Source organism: Mesorhizobium calcicola, assembly GCF_042682105.1.
Lineage (GTDB): Bacteria > Pseudomonadota > Alphaproteobacteria > Rhizobiales > Rhizobiaceae > Mesorhizobium > Mesorhizobium calcicola.
Map to the genome: position 1 here is coordinate 1 of NZ_JBHUGY010000006.1, position 17,526 is coordinate 17,526.

A 17,526-nucleotide genomic window follows, 5' to 3' on the forward strand; every position below is an offset into this window, starting at 1 on the left:
GTCACGCCGGCTCGGCCCTACAAGATGTCGGAAGCCTACCAGCCGGTCTCGGTTACCGGCACACTGAAGCCGGATATGGAGAAAAGCCAGCTGTTTATCCTCGATGGCGTCAGCGTCATCCAGTCCGGCTACACCGTGCGCAAGGCCGATGTGGTGGCGGCCGACAGCGTGCCGGACACGATCACGCTGCCGGTGAACTCACCCTGGAGTTTCCTCAACAAGAAAAAGAACTGAGCGGTTCCTTCAGCTCAAGCGGCGTTGGCGCCCGATTCCTTGTCCAGCACCATGTAGTCGAGCGGAATTTCGGTCGTGTACTTGATTTGCTCCATGGCGAAGGACGACGACACGTCGCGGATCTCGATCTTGGCGATCAGCCGCTTGTAGAAGGCGTCGTAAGCGGCAATGTCGGGCACCACGACGCGCAGGAGATAGTCGACATCGCCACTCATGCGATAGAACTCGACCACTTCGGGAAACTCCTGGATGACCTCGGAAACCGCCGCAGCCATTCATGGCTGTGCGAATTGGTGCGGATCGACACGAAGACGGTGACGCCCAAAGCGGCGGATGGGGCTTCTGAACAGGTGGGAAAGAAATGTCGGTGCCGTGGGCGGAAAGGTATTTGCCCTCGAAGTCAGCCGGTTCGCCGGAAAGGATGCGCCGCCAGATGGTCAGGAACTCGTCGGTCTGCGCATAGCGCTCGCCATGGCTGAGCTTGTTGCCGTCGCCGGCAAGGTCGACCGGATCGGCACCCGTGACGACATTGAGCAGGACACGGCCACCTGAAATGCGGTCGAGCGTCGCCGCATGCCGTGCGAACAGCGCCGGCGTTCCGCTGCCTGGCCGCAGCGCCACGAGGAATTTCAGCCGTTCAGTGAGCGGGACCAGTCCAGCCGCCACGATCCAGGCGTCTTCGCACCTCGTACCCGTGGGGAGGAGCACACCCTTGAAGCCAAGCCGGTCAGCCGCCTGAGCGATCTCCTTGAGATAGCCGAAGGTGGCCGGACGGTGCCTCTCGTCCGTACCGAGATACGGTCCATCGCCATGGGTCGGCAGATACCAATATAGGTCGAGCGGACGGCTGTTGCTGGACATCGGGTTGTTCCTTCAGCGATACGGACTGCGTTGAGCCAAGCCTCAGAGCTTGCCCTTCCAGGGGATGAGCCTGTGCTCCAGCCAGCGCATACCGCTGGTGAAGGCGAAGGCGAGGATGGCAATGACGATGAGGCCGACGAAGACGACATCGGTGGCGAGGAAATTGGCGGCCGACATGATCATGTAGCCAAGGCCTGACTGGGCTGCGATCAACTCGGCCGCGACCAGTGTCGACAGTCCGGCGCCAATGGCGATCTTCAGGCCGGTCATGATTTCCGGCAATGCGGAGGGCAGGATGATGCTGGTGAACAGTTGCAGGCGGCTGGCGCCAAGCGACAGCGCGGCATTGATCCGTTCGGCCGGCACCGACCGAACACCAGCCTGTGCGGCAAAGCAGATCGGGGCAAAGGTCGACAGCGACAGGAGCACGATCTTGGAGGTCTCGCCGATGCCCAGCCAGATGATCAGCAGCGGCAGGTAGGCTAGCGGAGGCAAGCCCCAGTAGAGATCGATCGGGACGCTGAAAATGCCCTTGACCCAGCGATTGAGCCCCATCAGCAGGCCAAGCGGAATGCCAAGGAAAATGCCGACGCCGAGTGCGGCGCCGATACGGCCAAGGCTGGCGAGTGTGTGCTCGAGGAGCGTGCCGTTGGCATAGCCATCGGCCCAGACGGCGCTGAATTGGGTCAGCACTTCGGCGGGTGGCGGCAGGAACAGTGGCGACGCCCACTCGAAATGCGCGGCCAGGAACCACAGTCCGATTAGCGCTGCCAGGGTGACCACACTGATGCCGAGAGTACTGGTCGATGGGGAACGGCGTTGCTTGCGAGACGGCGCGCGCTGAGCAATCGACGGCGAAAATGAAGTTCCGGAATTGGCGGCGAGCGTCATTGCAAAGTTCCTGTGCGGGCGCCTTCCGGCTGATGGATGAGCGAGCGGATTTCCTGACGCAGTTCGATGAAACGCGGATGGGACTGGATCGGCCCGATGTCGCCACTCTGCGCGAACTCGCGAACGAAGTCGGCGTCGAACCGGGCGACGATGCGGCCAGGCCTGGGAGACATCACAACGATGGTCGTGCCCAGCGTCAGGGCTTCCTCGATCGAATGCGTAATGAACAGGATCTGCTTGCCGGTCTTGGCCCAGATCGAGGCCAAAAGCTGCTGCATCGTCTCGCGCGTCAGACTGTCGAGGGCGCCGAACGGCTCGTCCATCAAGAGGATCTTCGGGTCAGTGGCCAAGGCCCGCGCGATGCCAACGCGCTGGCGCATGCCGCCTGACAGTTCATAAGGCGGCTTTTCGGCGAAATCCGCGAGTCCAACCAGGTCCAGCAGACGCCGCGAGCGCTCATGGCGCTCGCCACGCGACACACCCCGGTATTTCAGGCCGAGAGCAACGTTGTCCAGCACGTTTGCCCAAGGCAGCAAGGTATCCTTCTGGAACACGACGCCACGATCGCCGCCCGGCGCGACGATCTCCTTTCCGTCCAGCGTGATCGAGCCTTCGGAGAGCGGCAGGAAGCCGGCGATGGCGTTGAGCAATGTCGACTTGCCGCATCCTGAAGTTCCGACCGCAACGACGATGGAATCCGGAGCTATATCCAGCGAGACATGATCAAGCGCGTGCACTTCCAGGCCGTCCGAGGCCGGAAAGGTGACGCTGGCGTCGCGAATTCGAAGCATGCTGGCCTCTCCAAGCAATCTGGCTGACGAGGGATCTGGCTGGCGAGATTCACGCCAGCCAGATCAGAAATGTCGTTCAGGGATTTCTAGTTCGACGCTTTTGCAGCTTCCACATATTGCGGATCGGCTGCCGCGGCGTAGCTGTCCTTGATGGCGGTGATCTTTTTCTGGTCTTTCAAGAAGCCAGCGGTGTCCTTGAGGATTTTCGCAACAGCGCTTTTGTCGCCACCGCCCAGCCACTTATCGGACGCCTGTTCATCAAGTGGCGGAACGACAGTCGTCTTCAACTGCTCGGAATTCTCGGCTGCGGTGCCACCCTGCAATTTTGCGATCGCCTTGGCGTTCTCGGACTCTGGTCCCCAGGTGGCTGGGTTGCTCAGATAGGCCGTCGTGTAGCCGTCGATCAGCCGGACGTACTGGCCGAGGAAGTCGGGATTGGCCTTGGCGAAATCGCCAGTCACGACGAGCGCGCTGAAGGTCGGCGCGCCACGATCGGCGACCTGGCCGGCGGTGAGCAGCACCTTGCCGTCTTTCTTAAGCTCGGACAGTGCTGGATCCCAGACGAAGGCCCCATCGATGTCGCCGCGCTTCCAGGCTGCGACGATCTCGGGCTGCGGAATGGCGATGACCTGCGTTTCCTTCTCGGAAATGCCTTCCTGCTTGAGCACGGCAAGAAGCTGGTAGTGGTCGGTGGACACCGGCGCTGCAGCGAGCTTCTTACCCCGCAGGTCGGCCGGCGACTTGATTTCAGGCCGCACCACCAGGGCTTCGCCGTCACGAGAGACCGAGGAGATGTAGAACGCCTTTACGTCGATGCCCCTGCTGACGGCGGCCGCGAATGGGCTCGATCCGACATCGCCGATCTGAACGTCACCGGAGGCGATGGCGGCGAAAATATCGGCGCCGGAATTGAAGCGGCGGAATTCGATGTCCCAGCCCGTCTTCTTGGCAAGATCGCCATTGGCGATGCCGAGATTGTAGGGGTTGGCACCGGTCTGATAGGCGATGACGATCTTCTTGTCGGCGGCATGCGCAGCAGCGGATATGGCCGCTATGGCAAGCCCCGCAAGGGCGGCGGAAATCAGTTTTCGCATGGCATTTAATCCTTTTGAACAGAGGGCAAACCCCTCGATTGCCCGCCCTAGCCCAGAGCGTTGGATTAAAGTCCACTTAACTTATAGATTTAGATAGAAATGGAATACTGAAAATGCTCTCGCGCTTGAAAAAAAGAAGTCGACCTACCGAGCGCATGCATGCGGGCGGGGAAGCCGGCACGCAAGGCAAGCCTGATCTAGTTGCCGATTAACACGAAATTGTTGCCGTCGGGGGCCGTCATAACGGCAACGTGGCCCACTTCGATAGAGAACGGCTCCGCGATCCAGCTGACGCCCGGGATCTGCTTCAGGATCTCATATGCGGAGCGAACATCTGCAACACGAATCTCCACTTCGATGAAACGCCGATCCGGATGCGTGCTCAAAACGAGCTGCGAACTGGTCTTGTCGGGAAAATCTAGGCCTACGACAGCCCACGGTCGCCCGGCGTCTTTGCGGTCGAGCCGCCACACCTCTTCCAGCCCCATTGAACTCAAGAACGCGAGTGACGCCTCAAGATCGTTGGTATGGAGGGATACGCAGTCCAAGCGCTCAAACATATCTGTCGCTGTCGCCGCACCGGTCTATGAAGGTCGTAGGATATGGCTAGCAGCGAAATCCTTCAAGGTCCCCTTGCGGGCGGTCTCTGCCGGCGAGCGCAACCCATCGGTCAAAGTCTGCCATGCAGCCAGCGCGCAGGTGATACCTGTCTCGAGTTCGACCCGGCTTGCACCGTCGCGGGCCAGCACCGACAGGCCGTGCATCATTGTGGTGTAATAGCATGCGATCGCGTCCAGGCTGTCACCGCAGCAACGAGGTCGCCATCGCCGACACAAGCCGATCCCCGATGTCGTTGAACTGTGCGCGACGAACGTCGGCTAGAAATTGTCTCACCGGTTGGTTCTCCACCGAACCAGTCGCGGCCGATAGGACGAGCGGCGACCGCACGCTCATTGCCGATCGGATCTCCCGTGACCCGCGTTGCGACCTGCGGCGCCGGTCGCGGCTGGGTTTCGTCACGGGTCGTGATCAGGACAAGGTGGCGGTCGCCTCTATCTCGATGATCATGATGCAGCAAAGCTCATGTGCGCGCCGCGCCCGCTGCGGGACCAGCCCAGGCGTCGCCATCTCCCGTCATGAGGCTGTTGAGGTTCGGCAGCTAGCTCCCCAGTATGATGCGTGCCAGTCCCAATGGATTCTCCACCGCTGAAAAGTGTCCGGTATCCTTGAGCGTGAACATGCGCGCGTCAGGGAGCCGTGCCCTGGTCCGCTCCCTTTCGTTGGGGCGCGACCAGTCGCTGTCGCCATAGATTAGCGTTACGGGCGGTGAGACGAGCCGATACCGGTCCCGCGCCTCGCTCCAGGATCGCCAACCTGCCAGCACTTTGCGCGCGATGCGCTTATATCCAGGTCGTTGCGCCACCCGGCCGAACTCGGCCAGAAGGTCGGAAGGCAGTTTACGCGGATCGTGATATCCGCCACCCATGATCTTGCCGAGTACCATCTGGTTTTCTATCCACGCATTGAACGGGCCAAGAATTGGGATCTGCAAACTTCCGATGATAAGGTTCGCGAGCCAGTTGCCACGTCGCAGGCCATCGCCATAACGGGTTTCGTAGTCGTACGGATTGCTGGCGAAGACGCGCTCGACCCGCCGCGGAATGGCGGCAGCGACCGTGAGAGCCAATGCACCCCCGATCGACATGATCGTCCCCAGACAGTTTGTAGAGATAGTTGTCAGCGGCTTCGAGAACGCGATCCGCGTTGTAGTGAACGACCAGCTCGTTCTGAGTATTTAACAGGTAAGCAATTTCGCCAGCATGAACTCTGTTCATGCGATAACCTCGCGAGGCTGCAAGCTCCAGAAGATGCAAAATTACTACCTATGGTGCACTATGATCGCAATTGCAATTCGACTTAAACGGTCTATTCTGACCGCTGGGAGAGATAGCAACAGAGGGGGGACCAGTGAACGAGATCCTGACCAAACCAGCCACGCCCAGGTCAAGGCATTCCAATCTGAAACTAGCTGCCGCAGGTGTGTCTATCCTCTACGCAGCCTCAGGCATCTACGCCAAGTCCTTCGGAGACGTATTCTTCGGCATTATCATGGCGTTCATGGCGTTCCTCGACGAGTACGGATTTGACACTAACCGCCATGTCGATGCGGCACGGCAAAAGCTGCAAAGGTTCTACCGACAAGGAGACAAGATCGCGCGGATTTTGGTCTTCATTATCGGAGTCGGTGGAACCGCTCTGGTCCTGGACGGGATATTCAATCTCAACGTCATCCCGATCGATGCGGTCGATCCATGGATAAAGCGTCTGGCACCGGCTCTGGTTATTGCCGCGACAACGCTTTTTGTCGTGACCTTCTTTTCCAAGTTCTTCTATCAACTCAACGTCACCGTCGCGGATAGAACCTCGAACAGAATCGAGGTCGCGCTCTACCTAACCACATCGCTCTTTATCGTTTCGAATACCGTGTTCTGGATCGGGATCAATGTTGAAAACATGCTTCCCTCCTCCTCCATCGATCCGAACAGGTATGATCCAGGGCAATGGGCAGATATTTCTCCATGGTGGCAAAACTTCCTTCTGTCCCTTGTCCTAATTTCCCTGGTATGGTTGATCGCCAGCTTCATTTGGGCCTTCTCGCGCTATGCGGAACATTACTGGCGTGACGCACCGCTAAACTCCAAGTCCAAGACGGCTCAGAACGACATAAGCGCGAAATCCAAGTAATAGCCGCGCTCGCGGCAGCGATGGGTCAGATGCGCCAAGCAAAGACTAGATTGCACCGTCGGCATCCATCCCCCCCATCAGCTCCAGGCGCAAAGTCGCGGCGTGATCTTCATCTCGCACAATCTGCAGGACATCTTCGCCGTTTCCGACCGCATCGTCGCGCTGCAGCGCGGCGTCCAGGCCGGCGAGCGCAAGATCTCGGAGACGAACCATGACGAAGTCGTCAAGCTGATGGTTGGCGGATAGGGCGCCGGCTCGCGAGCGGACGCTTTAACCCGCCGACGCTTCGCGCGTACTGGCGAACGGGCCCCCCACCCCTCGAACACTCTCCCGTTCCACCAGCGGACACTCCAGCTTGGTGATCGGATACCGCCCCCGTCCCGGGGCCGCCGGCGCCTCCAGTTGCTCGATCGCCCATTGGCCCATCGCCATGTGCGGCAGGATCGATGTAGTCAGGGGCGGGAACAAATGGCGGGCGATTTCCTCGTCGTCGTAGCCGACCACGGAAATGTCTTGCGGAATGTGCAGGCCGGCTTCCTTCAGCGCTTCGTAGCAGCCGATCGCGGTGCGGTCGTTCTGGCAGAAGATGGCGGTCGGGCGGTCCTTCAGCGCCAGGAGCTTGACGGTCGCTGCGTAGCCGGCGCTGGCCGACCAGTCGCCCTCGACCACCAGTTCCGGGTCGAACGGGATGTCGGCGGTGGCGAGCGCGCGGCGGTAGCCTTTAAGCCGGTCCTGCGCGGCCTGCATCCACGGCTCGCCGGTGATGGTGGCGATGCGGCGGTGGCCGTGGCTGATCAGGTGGCGGGTGGAGCTCTGGCCGCCGGCGATCTCGCTCGGCACCACGGCCGGGAAGGCATAGTCCGATGTGTAGCAGTTGAGCAGGATCACCGGGATGTCGAGGCCGTAGAGATAGTCGGGCGCCGTGATCTCGCGGGTGAAGATAGTCATGTAGATCAGCGCCGAAATGCCCCGCTTGGTGAGCGCGGCGATGGCGCGCGGCTCCATGACGGAATCGCCCAGCGTCTGCGCCACCAGGAGCACGTTGCCGGCATTCCACGAGGCCTGGCGCGCGCCCTCGATGGCGACCACGGCCTCCGGGCTGGTGGCGAGCTGGTCGACGGCGAAGCCGATCACCCCGTCAAGTCCCTCGAAGGCGGGCCCTTCGAACGAGGCCACGGGCGCCCGCAGGGCGGAGAAGGCCGGCGCGGCATAGCCGAGGGACCGCGCGGCCTCGATCACCCGTTCGCGGGTCTGCTGCGACAGCTTGATGCCGGGCGAATTGTTGAGCACGAAGGAAACGGTCGCCTGCGAGCAGCCGGCGGCCCTGGCGATGTCGGTCATGGTGACGCGGGCCCTGGCGCCCTTCGCCGGCGACTTGCGCCGCCGCGCCGTGTCGAGGGTTTCCGGATCCGTCGTCTCGCTCATGGCATTCCCAATCCTAGGCCTGTCTAGCGGCAGCCGGTCAGGCCGGCAAGATGGCGTGACATTGTCGATTTATAGAAATCGTCGCGTCGTTTATATCTATTAGCAGCCTCGCGGTCCATCCGCCATGCCGCTCCACGCAAGCCGAAACCCGGAAGCCATAAGGTCTGGCTCGGGCACGGCCAAGGCCGCGGCGCGCCGGCAGGCATGCCGCCGAACCGTTGTTATGCCCCCGGATATCGCTCAAGACTAATACTGTTTACTAATACAAGAATGCGCTGTACCGTCAATCGTCGCGTCCGGCCCGCTGGGGCCGGGAGCGGTGCGTGAAATGGCCCGATGCGAGCGGATCCTGTCTCCGCAAGTTCTGTTTCGGACAAGTGATATGTCTGACAAATCGGACTATTTACGAACGAAGGATGAGTCTCTAAAGTCCATGATCGCAGCTGGAGCGACGCCGTTCTTTCGGTGCCGGGAACCCTTTGAGGAGGAGGGCTCCAAGCTGCGGACGGCAAATTCAGGTGACTGAGATCGGCCAGTCGAACGACTGAGCCAAACGGGAGGTTGAACATGAAATCCTTGATACGTAATGCATCCGTAGCCACAGCGGCGCTGCTCATCGGCCTGACGGCGACGGCCATCGCACGCGCCGACGACAAGCCGACGCTGGCCTTCGTCGTCAACGGCGCTTCCGATTTCTGGAAGGCCGCCGAAGCCGGCGTCAAGAAGGCGCAGGGCGAACTGCCCGACTACAATCTCGAGCTCAAATATCCCGAGCAGTCCTCGGTCGCCATCCAGCAGCGGCTGATGGACGATCTGGTGACGGCCGGCGTCAAGGGCATCATGGTCTCGGCCGTCGATCCCAAGACCTCGACCGACGGGCTGAACAAGATCGCCTCGCAAACGGCGCTGTTCACCACCGACAGCGACGCCCCGCAGACCAAGCGTGTCGCCTATATCGGCTCGTCCAACGTCGATGCCGGCAAGCAGGCGGCCGAGATCGCCAAGAAAGCGATGCCTAATGGCGGCAAGTGCCTCGGCTTCGTCGGCCTGCTCGGCGCCGACAACGCCAAGGAACGCATCCAGGGCATGAAGGATGGCCTCGCCGGCACCAAGATCGAACTCGTCGACGTACGTGGCGACGACATCGACCAGGCGCGCGCCAAGAAGAACGTCGAGGACGCGCTGGTCGCCAGCCCCGACGTCACCTGCATGGTCGGCTTCTACTCCTACAACACGCCGCGCATCTATGAGGCGCTGCGCGACGCCGGCAAGCTCGGCTCGATCACCGTCGTCGGCTTCGACGACGATCCGATCACGCTGGGCGGCGTCAAGGAAGGCACCGTCGCCGCCACAGTCGTGCAGCAGCCCTTCGAATGGGCCTATCAGGGCATGAAGCTGATGGCGTCCTATCTCAAGGGCGACAAGTCGGGCATCCCGGAAGGCGGCCTGATCATCATCCCGACCAAGATCATCGGCAAGGATGACGTCGACGCCTATGCCGCCAATCTGAAGGCGATGTCCGGAAACTGAGCGGTGTTGGCGCTGCCCCTCATCCGCCTGCCGGCACCTTCTCCCCGTGTAGTGACGGGGAGAAGGGAAGCGCTCCAACGCTGGCGATCCCCCTCTCCCCGTCTCTGTACGGGGAGAGGGTAAGGGTGAGGGGCAGCGCGGCGCCTCGCTTGTTATTGACGGGCCTTTCAAGGCCCGTCAGTCTATGCGGAGGCCGACCCGCCAATTGCTGTCAGGCGTGATGAATTATTCCGAACCATCCATCGTCGCACACACCCCGTTCCTCAGCCTTGAGAACGTGCGCAAGACCTATCCGGGCGTCGTGGCGCTCGACGGCTTCTCCATGGAGGTCAGGCCAGGCGAGGTCATCGGCCTCGTCGGCGAGAACGGCGCCGGCAAATCGACCTTGATGAAGATCCTCGGCGGCGTCACCAGGCCCGACACCGGCACGATCACCGTCGACGGCATCGCGCATGACGGGCTCTCCGTCGAAGCCAGTCTCGGCTCCGGCATCGCCTTCGTCCACCAGGAACTCAACCTGTTCGAGAATCTCGATGTCGCCGCCAACATCTTCTTCGGCCGCGAACCGTTGCGCGGCGGGCCGTTGAGGCTGGTCGACCGCACCAGGCTGCGCACCCAGGTGGCGCCGCTGTTGAAGCGCGTCGGCGCCAATTTCTCCGCCGACACGCCGGTCGCCGCTCTGTCGCTGGCCCAGCAGCAGATGGTCGAGATCGCCAAGGCGCTGTCGATCAAGGCGCGGCTGGTCATCCTCGACGAGCCGACATCGAGCTTGCCGCTCGCCGAAACCGACAAACTGCTCGACGTCATCAAGGCGCTGAAGGCCGACGGCATCAGCGTCATCTTCATTTCGCACCGCCTGCACGAGGTCGAGCGTGTCGCCGACCGCGTCGTCGTTTTGCGCGACGGCATGCTTGCCGGCACGCTGCAGAAGCGCGACATCCACCACGACCAGATGGTCAAGCTGATGATCGGCCGCATGCTGAAGGAGCGCGAAAAAGCCTCCGAGGCGGCGCGCGCGCCCGGCGCCGTCGCGCTTGCCGCCAAGGCCATCCGCACCCCCGCCTATCCAAGCCGGCCGGTCGATCTCGACGTCAGGCGCGGCGAAATCCTCGGCCTTGCCGGGCTTGTCGGCTCCGGCCGCACCGAACTGGCGCGGGTGTTCTTCGGCATCGACAGCAGCCTTGGCGGCGCGCTCGAACTCGGCGGCAAGCCGCTCGCGCTGGGCTCGGCGGCGGATGCCGTCGCGCACGGCATCTTCCTCGTGCCCGAGGACCGCAAGCTGACCGGCATCCTGCTCGACCTGTCGATCGCCCAGAACATCTCGCTGCCCAATCTGCCGGCGCATGCGCGGCGCTCCCTGGTTTCGGCAAGTGCCGAGACCGCCACCGCGCAGAAGCAGAAGAGCAATCTCGGCATCAAGGCGCCGTCGGTGCAGACGCGCACCGGCACGCTGTCGGGCGGGAACCAGCAGAAGGTCGTGCTCGGCAAATGGCTGGCCATGAACCCGAAGGTGATGATCCTCGACGAGCCGACGCGCGGCATCGACATCGGCGCCAAGGCGGAGATCTACGGGCTGATGCGGGCGCAGGCCGACGCCGGCGTCGCCGTGCTGATGATCTCCAGCGACATGGAAGAGGTGATCGGCGTGTCCGACCGCATCGCCGTCATGCATGAGGGCCAGATCTCCGGCATTCTCGACAAGGACCGGTTCAGCCAGGAAAACGTGCTGCTGCTGGCGGTGGGCAAGCAGCCGAAATAGTCTTTTTATTTGCCGCGGTCCGGGTCGCGGAGACACTTTGTAGAACCTGTTCAAGCAGGCATTGGGGAGAAGACGATGAGCAAGAAAGATCTCGGCCTGCTGATCCTGATCCTGGTGGTGGGAACGGTGGTGGCGATCATCAACCCGCGCTTCCTGCTGCCGATCAATCTCGCCAACACTTCGAACCTGATCGGCCTGTTCGGCATCCTGTCGATCGGCCAGGCCTTCGTCATCATCACCGGCGGCATCGAGCTGTCGGTCGGCTCGGTGGTCGCGTTGCTCGGAACGCTGTTCATCGACTTCATCGCCGTGCGTGAGCTGGACTGGCCGCTGGCCTTCGTGCTGATCCTCTTGCTCGGCGCCATCATCGGCCTGGTGCATGGCTGGCTGATCACGCGGCTCAAGCTGCAGCCCTTCGTCGTCACGCTGTGCGGCCTGCTCATCTATCGCGGCGTCGCCCGCTTCTACACCGCCGACGGCACCGCCGGTTTCGCCTTCGGCCAGAATTTTCCCGAGCTCGAATTCCTCACCGCCGGCCGCTCCTGGGGCGTGCCGAACAGCTTCATCGCGCTGATCGTCATCGCCATCGTCATGTGGGTGGTGCTGCACCGCTCGGTATTCGGCCGCTACCTCTACGCCATCGGCAAGAACGAGGAGGCGGCGAAATACTCCGGCATCCGCACCGGCCGCGTCGTCATGGCCGCCTATGTCATCTGCGGCGTGCTGACGGCGTTGTCGGCGATCTATTTCGCCATGTACACGCGCTCCATCTCGCCGGCCAGCCATGGCCAGTTCTACGAGCTTTATGCCATTGCCGCGGCCGTGCTCGGCGGCTTCTCGCTGCGCGGCGGCGAGGGCTCGCTGATCGGCGTCATCCTCGGCACGGTGCTGCTGCAGGAGCTGCAGAACCTCGTCAACCTGCTCGGCATCCCGTCCTCGCTCAACTTCGCGGTGATGGGTGGCGTCATCCTCATCGGCGTGCTGGTCGACCAGCAATGGGGCGTGTTCCGGGCCCGGCGGCTGATGGTCGATGCCGCCCGCAAGAACGTCGCCGGCGCGGCCGCGGAATAACCGCCGCTTGGGGCTTGAAAGCAGCCCCAGCGCCCCCTGCATCGCGTCAGGGGGCCGACGCTTTGGTCTAGAGCAGTTCACCGGTTCATGGAACCGGCAACCTGCTCTAACTCATTGTTTTGACGCAATTCCGGACGGAAAACCGTTTCACACTTTTCCTGGAATTGCTCTAGATCAAGCCCGACATGTCGGAGAAGGCCATCGCCTTGCGCAGCACTTCGGCGAAACGCTCGCCGGCCGCCTCGCGCGGGCCGCTGTTGTCGATCGAGGTGACATCGGGTCCCGACAAGGTCACATTGGCGCTGCGCGACAGCCGCGCCAGCACCTCGCCGCGCGACTCGCGGCCGCGCATCGCCAGCCGCTCGGCCAGCACCTGAGGCGAGGCGGTGATCTCGACGATGGCCAGGTTGGCATAGCGCTCGCGCAGGACCGGGATGATCGCGCGCGACACATTGGCGACGGCAACACGGCCATTGGCGACCGACCAGTCGACATCGGCCGGGATGCCATAACGCAAGCCATGCGCCTCCCAGGAGATGGCGAAGGCGCCATCCGCTTCGGCTTCGACGAAGGCGGCGTCGGCCAGCGTGTCGTGATCCTCGCTCGCGGCATCGCTCGGCCTTGTGATGACGCGGCGAACGAACTCCAGCCGGGTTTCGTCGGCAAAGCGGGCGCGGGCATAGCCGATCACCGTATCCTTGCCGGCGCCGCTTGGGCCGACGACGGCGACGAAGACGCCGTCGCGGATCGGAAACGTTTCGGCGGACAATTCACGCTCGATCAAGGCCGACACCATCATGCAACCCGGCGCCCCTGCCGCCAGACCGTGCGCACGACCGGAACATGGTCGTCGACACGCACGCGCACCAGGTCGGCGCGGCGGCCCTGTTCGATGATGCCGCGGTCGGTCAGGCCAACCGCTTCGGCCGGGTTCTTCGAGACCATGGCAACCGCCTGCGGCAGGGAAATGCCTTCGACGACGTCGCCGAGGAAGAACGCCGACTGGATCAGGCTGAACGGAATATAGTCGGACGACAAGATGTCGAGCAGCCCATCGCTGGCCAGCGTGCGGGCCGAGACATTGCCGGAATGCGAGGCGCCGCGCATGACGTTGGGCGCACCCATCAAGACGCCGAGCCCGGCCTGTTTGGAGGCTCTGGCGGCTTCCTCCGTGGTCGGGAACTCTGCGACGCGCACGCCCTGTTCGATCGCCTCGCCGACATGGCCAATGGTGGCGTCGTCATGGCTCGCCAGCACGATGCCGCGCTCGTGGCAGGCAGCGGCGATATGGACACGATTCGGGCCTGAATTGCGCTCCGATTCCGCCATCCGCTTTTCGCAGAACAGCTTGAAGTCGCGGTCGGTCAGCTTCAGCTTGCGCTGGTAGTAGTAGGCATAGGTTTCGAGGTTGACGAACTGGCGCTGGCCCGGTGCATGGTCCATCAGCGATGCCAGCCTGACGCGCTCGTCGCCGTCGAAATTGGCGAAGGCCTTGAGGCAGTCCGGCGCCGAAACCTCACAGCGCAGATGGATGAAATGGTCGGCCCGCAGGCGATCCTGCTGGACACTGTCCTCGATCGCGTCGGCCAGCTTGCGGATGTCGTCCGACGTCAGGTCGGCGTCCTCGTCCATGCCGACGCGCAAGGCGTCGAGCACGGTGGTGATGCCGGCGGTTGCCACCTGCGCGTCATGGGCAAGCACGGCGGCGATCGGGTTCCAGCGCACTTTCGGCCGCGGCGCGTAGTGGCCTTCGAGATGGTCGGTGTGGAGTTCGACCAGCCCGGGAATGATATAGTCGCCGCCCATATCCTCGCCGGCCAGCCCGCCGGTGTGGCCGGTGCCGGCATCGATGCCGGCGATAAAGCCGTCGCGCAGCACCAGCGAACCCTCGACGATTTCGTCGGCAAGCACGATGCGGGCGTTGGTAAGAACAGTCTCGGCGGTCATTTCAGGCAGTCCTTGGTTGTTCCGGCTGGGTTCTTCAGGCCGTTTTTCTGGCCGGGCGGCGCCCGAGCGCGTGATGGGAGAGCACCATGAACGGTGCGCCCGGTTCGGTTTCGACAAACAGCGTCAGCGCATCCACCGGCACCGGCTGTTGCAGCACCTCCGCGAACAGGCTGTCGATTGCTAGGCGAAGACGAGGGCTTTCCTGTGGCCCCGCGCGGCCGGACAGTGTCATGTGAAAGCGGAAGGTCTCGAAGACATAGGGATAGCCCCACTGGCACAGATTGCGGAATTCGGCCCGCTTCAGCGAATCCGGACTGCGTCGCTCGATTTCCGCCTCGGTCAACGGCGCGCGGAACCGGTCGAAGCCGAGCACCACGTCATCGGCGAACCGGTTGAGCAGAGGCAGTGGCCCTTCCGGCACCAGCGCGAAGAAGCTGTCGATCTGGCTGACGACAAGACGCGGGATGGTCACCACCGGTGTCGCCTCGGCAAAATGGTCAAGTGCCGCGCGCAGCGACGTCTCCGTCTCGTTGGCAGCCAGCCGGAAGGGGGCTTTCAGCGTCGCGTGAAAACCGTAGCGCCGCGCCGAAGCGGTATGGAAGGCAACTTCCGCTGCCGACAGATCGGCCACCGCTTCCGCCGGCCTTGTCGCGCCACCAAACGGGTCGCGGCCCAGCCAATCGGCGGCGATCCGCGCCAGCGGTTCGTCCTGCCGGGGGGTGAAGTAGATGGCGTAGCGCATGAGAAGTCCTCGTTAAAGCGCGCCGCGTTTGAAGAAATGCCGCGACGCGCTTTAAGTCTTGGTTTTTCGCATATCGTAATCCCAAAACCGCTGCGCACTTTTGGGCGACATGCACTGGCTCCGCTGCCATAGGCGATTTCCATGACGGATTGACGAAGCTTTGAGGGTTTTCGAAGGCAAATCGACCCATGCGGTCCTTAGCCGACGATTTTTCCAAGCTGGACCAACGACTTCATCCGAAACGTATGACCGATTAGGCCTTCATCAACCATTCGTGCTCGGGTGCGTTGTGGAATTTCCACGTCCGCTTCGGTCCGGCCATCACGTTGAGATAGTAGAGATCATAGCCGTGGCAGGCGGCGCAGGGATGATAGCCCTTGGGCACCAGCACGACATCGCCATCCTCGATCGCCATGGCTTCGTCCAGCGCGCGATGACCGCTCTTGTCGGCGTCGGTATAGACGCGCTGGAAGGCAAAGCCCTGCGGCGGGTTGAGGCGATGATAATAGGTTTCCTCGAGATAGGATTCGACCGGCAGATTGTCCTGGTCGTGCTTGTGCGGCGGGTAGCTCGACGTGTGGCCGCCGGGCGTGATGACCTCGACCACCAGCAATGAATCGGCCGGTTTGCCCTCCGGCAGGATGTTGGTGACGTAGCGCGTGTTGGTGCCCTTGCCGCGCACCTCCTGGCCGAGAACGTCCGGCCCGATGACGCGCACCGGCAGGCCGCCGCCGAGGCCTGGCGCCGAGCAGACGGCGAGTTCCAGCTCAGTGTCTGCCGTAACCGACCAGTCGGAACCCTCGGGTATATAGACCGACCACGGCTTGCCCTCGAAGGGCGACATGCGCTCGCCGAGCAGGCCGAGTGCCTTGCCGCCGGCGGACGCCGTGCCCTTGCCGGTGACGAACACCAGGCAAACCTCGCGATCGTCCGTTTTTCCCGAGGCGCTCTCGCCCGGCTTCAGCCGATGCAGATCGAAGCCGACATAGGTCCAGCCGGCGCTTTTCGGCGTCACGTGGGCGACACGGCCATGGCCCTTGTCGGCCTTCACCAGCAGTTTCGACATCCGGTTACTCCTTCGGTTCGGCTTCGTCCGCCGGCTTGCTCTCGTCGGCCGGCCTCTCATCGGCCGGCTTGTACAGATAAAAAAACTGCCACAGGCCGTAGCCGGCGAAGCCGAGCGCGATCATGCCCCAGAACGGCGTGCCGGTGGCGAATTCGATGATAGACCAGATGACGCAGACCGCGACGACGGCGACGCGCCGCCACAAAGGCCGGAAGAACGGGTGCTCGGAATCTTTCATCCGGTCAACCTACAGCAACCCGGCTTCGCCGAGAACCAGCGCGTCAGGCATAGGGAAGCCCTAGCCTTAGGCATTGGGAAAGCCCTGTGTCTCAACCGTGTAGCCGGCCGCCGTCATCACCCGCATCAATTCCTTGTGGCCGACCTGGGCCATCCTGAGCGGCGGGTTCTTTTTCGGATCCTGCTCGGCCTCGACCACGAACCAGCCCTCATAGCCATGGTCGGCGAACCGTTGCACGATGGCGCCGAAATCCAGCGAGCCGTCGCCCGGCACCGTGAAGGCGCCCAGCGCCACGGCGTCGAGGAAAGACTGCTTCGTGCGGTCGAGCTTGTCGATCACGCCCATGCGCACGTCCTTCACATGCACATGGCTGATGCGCGCGTGATGGTTGTCGATGGCGCGCAAAACGTCGCCGCCGGCAAAGGCCAGATGCCCGGCATCGAGCAGCAGCGGAATGCCGGCTCCGGAATAGCGCATGAAGGCATCGAGTTCCGGCTCGGTCTCGACCACCGCCGCCATGTGGTGGTGATAGGAAAGCGGCATGCCCTGTTCGGCGCACCATTCGCCAAACTCGGTGAGGCGCTTCGCATAGGCCTTCATCTCGTCGTCCGACAGCTTCGGCTTGGTGGCGAGCGGCTTCGAGCGGTCGCCCTGGATCGAGCGGCCGACCTCGCCATAGACGATGCAAGGCGCATTCACCGCCTTGAACAGATCGATCATCGGCTGGATGCGATCCTTGTTCTTGCCGATGTCCTCATCGACCAGCGTCCCGGAAAACCAGCCGCCGCACAGCGTCACGTCGGCTGCCTTCAGGATCGGCAGCATGACATCGGGATCACTGGGAAACCGCCGGCCCATCTCCATGCCGGTGAAACCGGCCGAGCGCGACTGGCGCAAACACTCTTCCAGCGACACGTCATCGCTGAGCTCCGCAAGATCGTCGTTCCACCACGCAATGGGGGACATACCCAGTTTGGCTTTCAAGTCGTCACTCCAGTTTCAGTTCGTATCGGTCCTCCCCCTTGTGGGGGTCCGAAGGACGGGCGAGACCCGTGGCTCGCCCCGGCAAGTCGCCGCGAAGCAGCGGGGTGGGGGTGCGGCGCCGACCCCCACCCGGACCTTCGGTCCGACC

16 protein-coding genes and 4 pseudogenes are annotated in these 17,526 nt (G+C 62.8%); 6 read left to right on the plus strand and 14 right to left on the minus strand.

The genetic code is table 11. The features are described 5' to 3' along the window. A pseudogene (locus ACFSQT_RS03250) lies at positions 1 to 234 on the plus strand (DUF3299 domain-containing protein); the annotation flags it as partial. Positions 235 to 248: 14 nt separating this feature from the next. On the opposite strand, the pseudogene ACFSQT_RS03255 reads toward ACFSQT_RS03250, so the two are convergent. From ACFSQT_RS03255 to ACFSQT_RS03285, 7 genes and pseudogenes are all read right to left on the minus strand, one after another. Next, positions 249 to 553: pseudogene (locus ACFSQT_RS03255) on the minus strand (Lrp/AsnC family transcriptional regulator); the annotation flags it as partial. 47 nt (positions 554 to 600) lie between these two features. Further along, positions 601 to 1,095, minus strand: a pseudogene (locus ACFSQT_RS03260) (LLM class flavin-dependent oxidoreductase); the annotation flags it as partial. A gap of 42 nt (positions 1,096 to 1,137) precedes the next feature. Further along, positions 1,138 to 1,986, minus strand: coding sequence for an ABC transporter permease subunit (locus tag ACFSQT_RS03265; protein WP_379016987.1), 849 nt, complete (start codon positions 1,984 to 1,986; stop codon positions 1,138 to 1,140). Then, positions 1,983 to 2,777 carry a taurine ABC transporter ATP-binding protein gene (locus ACFSQT_RS03270; protein ID WP_379016989.1) on the minus strand — a complete coding sequence of 265 codons (795 nt, stop codon included), beginning with the start codon at positions 2,775 to 2,777 and terminating at the stop codon, positions 1,983 to 1,985. Before ACFSQT_RS03270 ends, ACFSQT_RS03265 begins: the two co-directional genes overlap by 4 nt. Positions 2,778 to 2,863: 86 nt before the next feature. Further along, a complete protein-coding gene (gene tauA, locus ACFSQT_RS03275) occupies positions 2,864 to 3,871 on the minus strand; it encodes a taurine ABC transporter substrate-binding protein (protein WP_379016990.1) in 1,008 nt (335 codons plus the stop codon). Positions 3,872 to 4,068: 197 nt separating this feature from the next. Further along, positions 4,069 to 4,431, minus strand: coding sequence for a VOC family protein (locus ACFSQT_RS03280; protein WP_379016992.1), 363 nt, complete (start codon positions 4,429 to 4,431; stop codon positions 4,069 to 4,071). A gap of 599 nt (positions 4,432 to 5,030) precedes the next feature. Next, complete coding sequence (locus ACFSQT_RS03285) at positions 5,031 to 5,576, minus strand: alpha/beta fold hydrolase (protein WP_379016993.1); 546 nt, start codon at positions 5,574 to 5,576, stop codon at positions 5,031 to 5,033. Positions 5,577 to 5,839: 263 nt separating this feature from the next. Here ACFSQT_RS03285 and ACFSQT_RS03290 point away from each other — a divergent pair, with 263 nt between their 5' ends. Then, positions 5,840 to 6,616, plus strand: a complete 777-nt coding sequence (locus ACFSQT_RS03290; RefSeq protein ID WP_379016994.1) for a hypothetical protein — start codon at positions 5,840 to 5,842, stop codon at positions 6,614 to 6,616. Between the two features lie 75 nt (positions 6,617 to 6,691). After that, a pseudogene (locus ACFSQT_RS03295) lies at positions 6,692 to 6,862 on the plus strand (sugar ABC transporter ATP-binding protein); the annotation flags it as partial. A gap of 24 nt (positions 6,863 to 6,886) precedes the next feature. On the opposite strand, the gene ACFSQT_RS03300 reads toward ACFSQT_RS03295, so the two are convergent. After that, positions 6,887 to 8,041 carry a LacI family DNA-binding transcriptional regulator gene (locus ACFSQT_RS03300; protein ID WP_379016995.1) on the minus strand — a complete coding sequence of 385 codons (1,155 nt, stop codon included), beginning with the start codon at positions 8,039 to 8,041 and terminating at the stop codon, positions 6,887 to 6,889. A gap of 567 nt (positions 8,042 to 8,608) precedes the next feature. On the opposite strand from ACFSQT_RS03300, the gene ACFSQT_RS03305 reads away from it, so the two are divergent. The 3 genes from ACFSQT_RS03305 (at position 8,609) to ACFSQT_RS03315 (ending at position 12,401) form a co-directional block, all read left to right on the plus strand. Further along, positions 8,609 to 9,571, plus strand: a complete 963-nt coding sequence (locus ACFSQT_RS03305) for a sugar-binding protein (protein WP_095083299.1) — start codon at positions 8,609 to 8,611, stop codon at positions 9,569 to 9,571. A 220-nt stretch (positions 9,572 to 9,791) separates the two neighbouring features. Beyond that, the gene (locus tag ACFSQT_RS03310; RefSeq protein WP_379016997.1) at positions 9,792 to 11,330 is read left to right on the plus strand and encodes a sugar ABC transporter ATP-binding protein; all 1,539 of its coding nucleotides are present in this window, start codon (positions 9,792 to 9,794) and stop codon (positions 11,328 to 11,330) included. A gap of 75 nt (positions 11,331 to 11,405) precedes the next feature. After that, positions 11,406 to 12,401 (plus strand): ABC transporter permease, encoded by a 996-nt coding sequence (locus ACFSQT_RS03315; protein WP_379016998.1) that lies wholly within the window; start codon positions 11,406 to 11,408, stop codon positions 12,399 to 12,401. Positions 12,402 to 12,570: 169 nt separating this feature from the next. On the opposite strand, the gene phnN is transcribed toward ACFSQT_RS03315, so the two are convergent. The 6 genes from phnN to iolE form a co-directional block, all read right to left on the minus strand. After that, on the minus strand, positions 12,571 to 13,200 hold the full coding sequence (gene phnN, locus ACFSQT_RS03320) for a phosphonate metabolism protein/1,5-bisphosphokinase (PRPP-forming) PhnN (protein WP_379017000.1): 630 nt from the start codon (positions 13,198 to 13,200) through the stop codon (positions 12,571 to 12,573). Continuing rightward, positions 13,197 to 14,348, minus strand: coding sequence for an alpha-D-ribose 1-methylphosphonate 5-triphosphate diphosphatase (locus ACFSQT_RS03325; RefSeq protein ID WP_379017001.1), 1,152 nt, complete (start codon positions 14,346 to 14,348; stop codon positions 13,197 to 13,199). The genes phnN and ACFSQT_RS03325 overlap by 4 nt, the downstream gene beginning before the upstream one ends. Before the next feature lie 34 nt (positions 14,349 to 14,382). Next, a complete protein-coding gene (locus tag ACFSQT_RS03330) occupies positions 14,383 to 15,090 on the minus strand; it encodes a DUF1045 domain-containing protein (RefSeq protein WP_379017003.1) in 708 nt (235 codons plus the stop codon). A 253-nt stretch (positions 15,091 to 15,343) separates the two neighbouring features. After that, positions 15,344 to 16,156 carry a 5-deoxy-glucuronate isomerase gene (iolB, locus tag ACFSQT_RS03335; RefSeq protein WP_379017005.1) on the minus strand — a complete coding sequence of 271 codons (813 nt, stop codon included), beginning with the start codon at positions 16,154 to 16,156 and terminating at the stop codon, positions 15,344 to 15,346. 4 nt (positions 16,157 to 16,160) lie between these two features. Further along, positions 16,161 to 16,394, minus strand: a complete 234-nt coding sequence (locus ACFSQT_RS03340; protein ID WP_379017007.1) for a DUF3329 domain-containing protein — start codon at positions 16,392 to 16,394, stop codon at positions 16,161 to 16,163. Positions 16,395 to 16,460: 66 nt separating this feature from the next. After that, on the minus strand, positions 16,461 to 17,378 hold the full coding sequence (iolE, locus tag ACFSQT_RS03345) for a myo-inosose-2 dehydratase (RefSeq protein WP_379017008.1): 918 nt from the start codon (positions 17,376 to 17,378) through the stop codon (positions 16,461 to 16,463). Positions 17,379 to 17,526: the final 148 nt, after the last annotated feature.

Coding starts and splice junctions, on each gene's coding strand:
- ACFSQT_RS03265 (WP_379016987.1), bottom strand. CDS start 1,986: ATGACGCTCGCCGCCAATTCCGGAACTTCATTTTCGCCGTCGATTGCT.
- ACFSQT_RS03270 (WP_379016989.1), bottom strand. CDS start 2,777: ATGCTTCGAATTCGCGACGCCAGCGTCACCTTTCCGGCCTCGGACGGC.
- tauA (WP_379016990.1), bottom strand. CDS start 3,871: ATGCGAAAACTGATTTCCGCCGCCCTTGCGGGGCTTGCCATAGCGGCC.
- ACFSQT_RS03280 (WP_379016992.1), bottom strand. CDS start 4,431: ATGTTTGAGCGCTTGGACTGCGTATCCCTCCATACCAACGATCTTGAG.
- ACFSQT_RS03285 (WP_379016993.1), bottom strand. CDS start 5,576: ATGTCGATCGGGGGTGCATTGGCTCTCACGGTCGCTGCCGCCATTCCG.
- ACFSQT_RS03300 (WP_379016995.1), bottom strand. CDS start 8,041: ATGAGCGAGACGACGGATCCGGAAACCCTCGACACGGCGCGGCGGCGC.
- ACFSQT_RS03305 (WP_095083299.1), top strand. CDS start 8,609: ATGAAATCCTTGATACGTAATGCATCCGTAGCCACAGCGGCGCTGCTC.
- ACFSQT_RS03310 (WP_379016997.1), top strand. CDS start 9,792: ATGAATTATTCCGAACCATCCATCGTCGCACACACCCCGTTCCTCAGC.
- ACFSQT_RS03315 (WP_379016998.1), top strand. CDS start 11,406: ATGAGCAAGAAAGATCTCGGCCTGCTGATCCTGATCCTGGTGGTGGGA.
- phnN (WP_379017000.1), bottom strand. CDS start 13,200: ATGATGGTGTCGGCCTTGATCGAGCGTGAATTGTCCGCCGAAACGTTT.
- ACFSQT_RS03325 (WP_379017001.1), bottom strand. CDS start 14,348: ATGACCGCCGAGACTGTTCTTACCAACGCCCGCATCGTGCTTGCCGAC.
- ACFSQT_RS03330 (WP_379017003.1), bottom strand. CDS start 15,090: ATGCGCTACGCCATCTACTTCACCCCCCGGCAGGACGAACCGCTGGCG.
- iolB (WP_379017005.1), bottom strand. CDS start 16,156: ATGTCGAAACTGCTGGTGAAGGCCGACAAGGGCCATGGCCGTGTCGCC.
- ACFSQT_RS03340 (WP_379017007.1), bottom strand. CDS start 16,394: ATGAAAGATTCCGAGCACCCGTTCTTCCGGCCTTTGTGGCGGCGCGTC.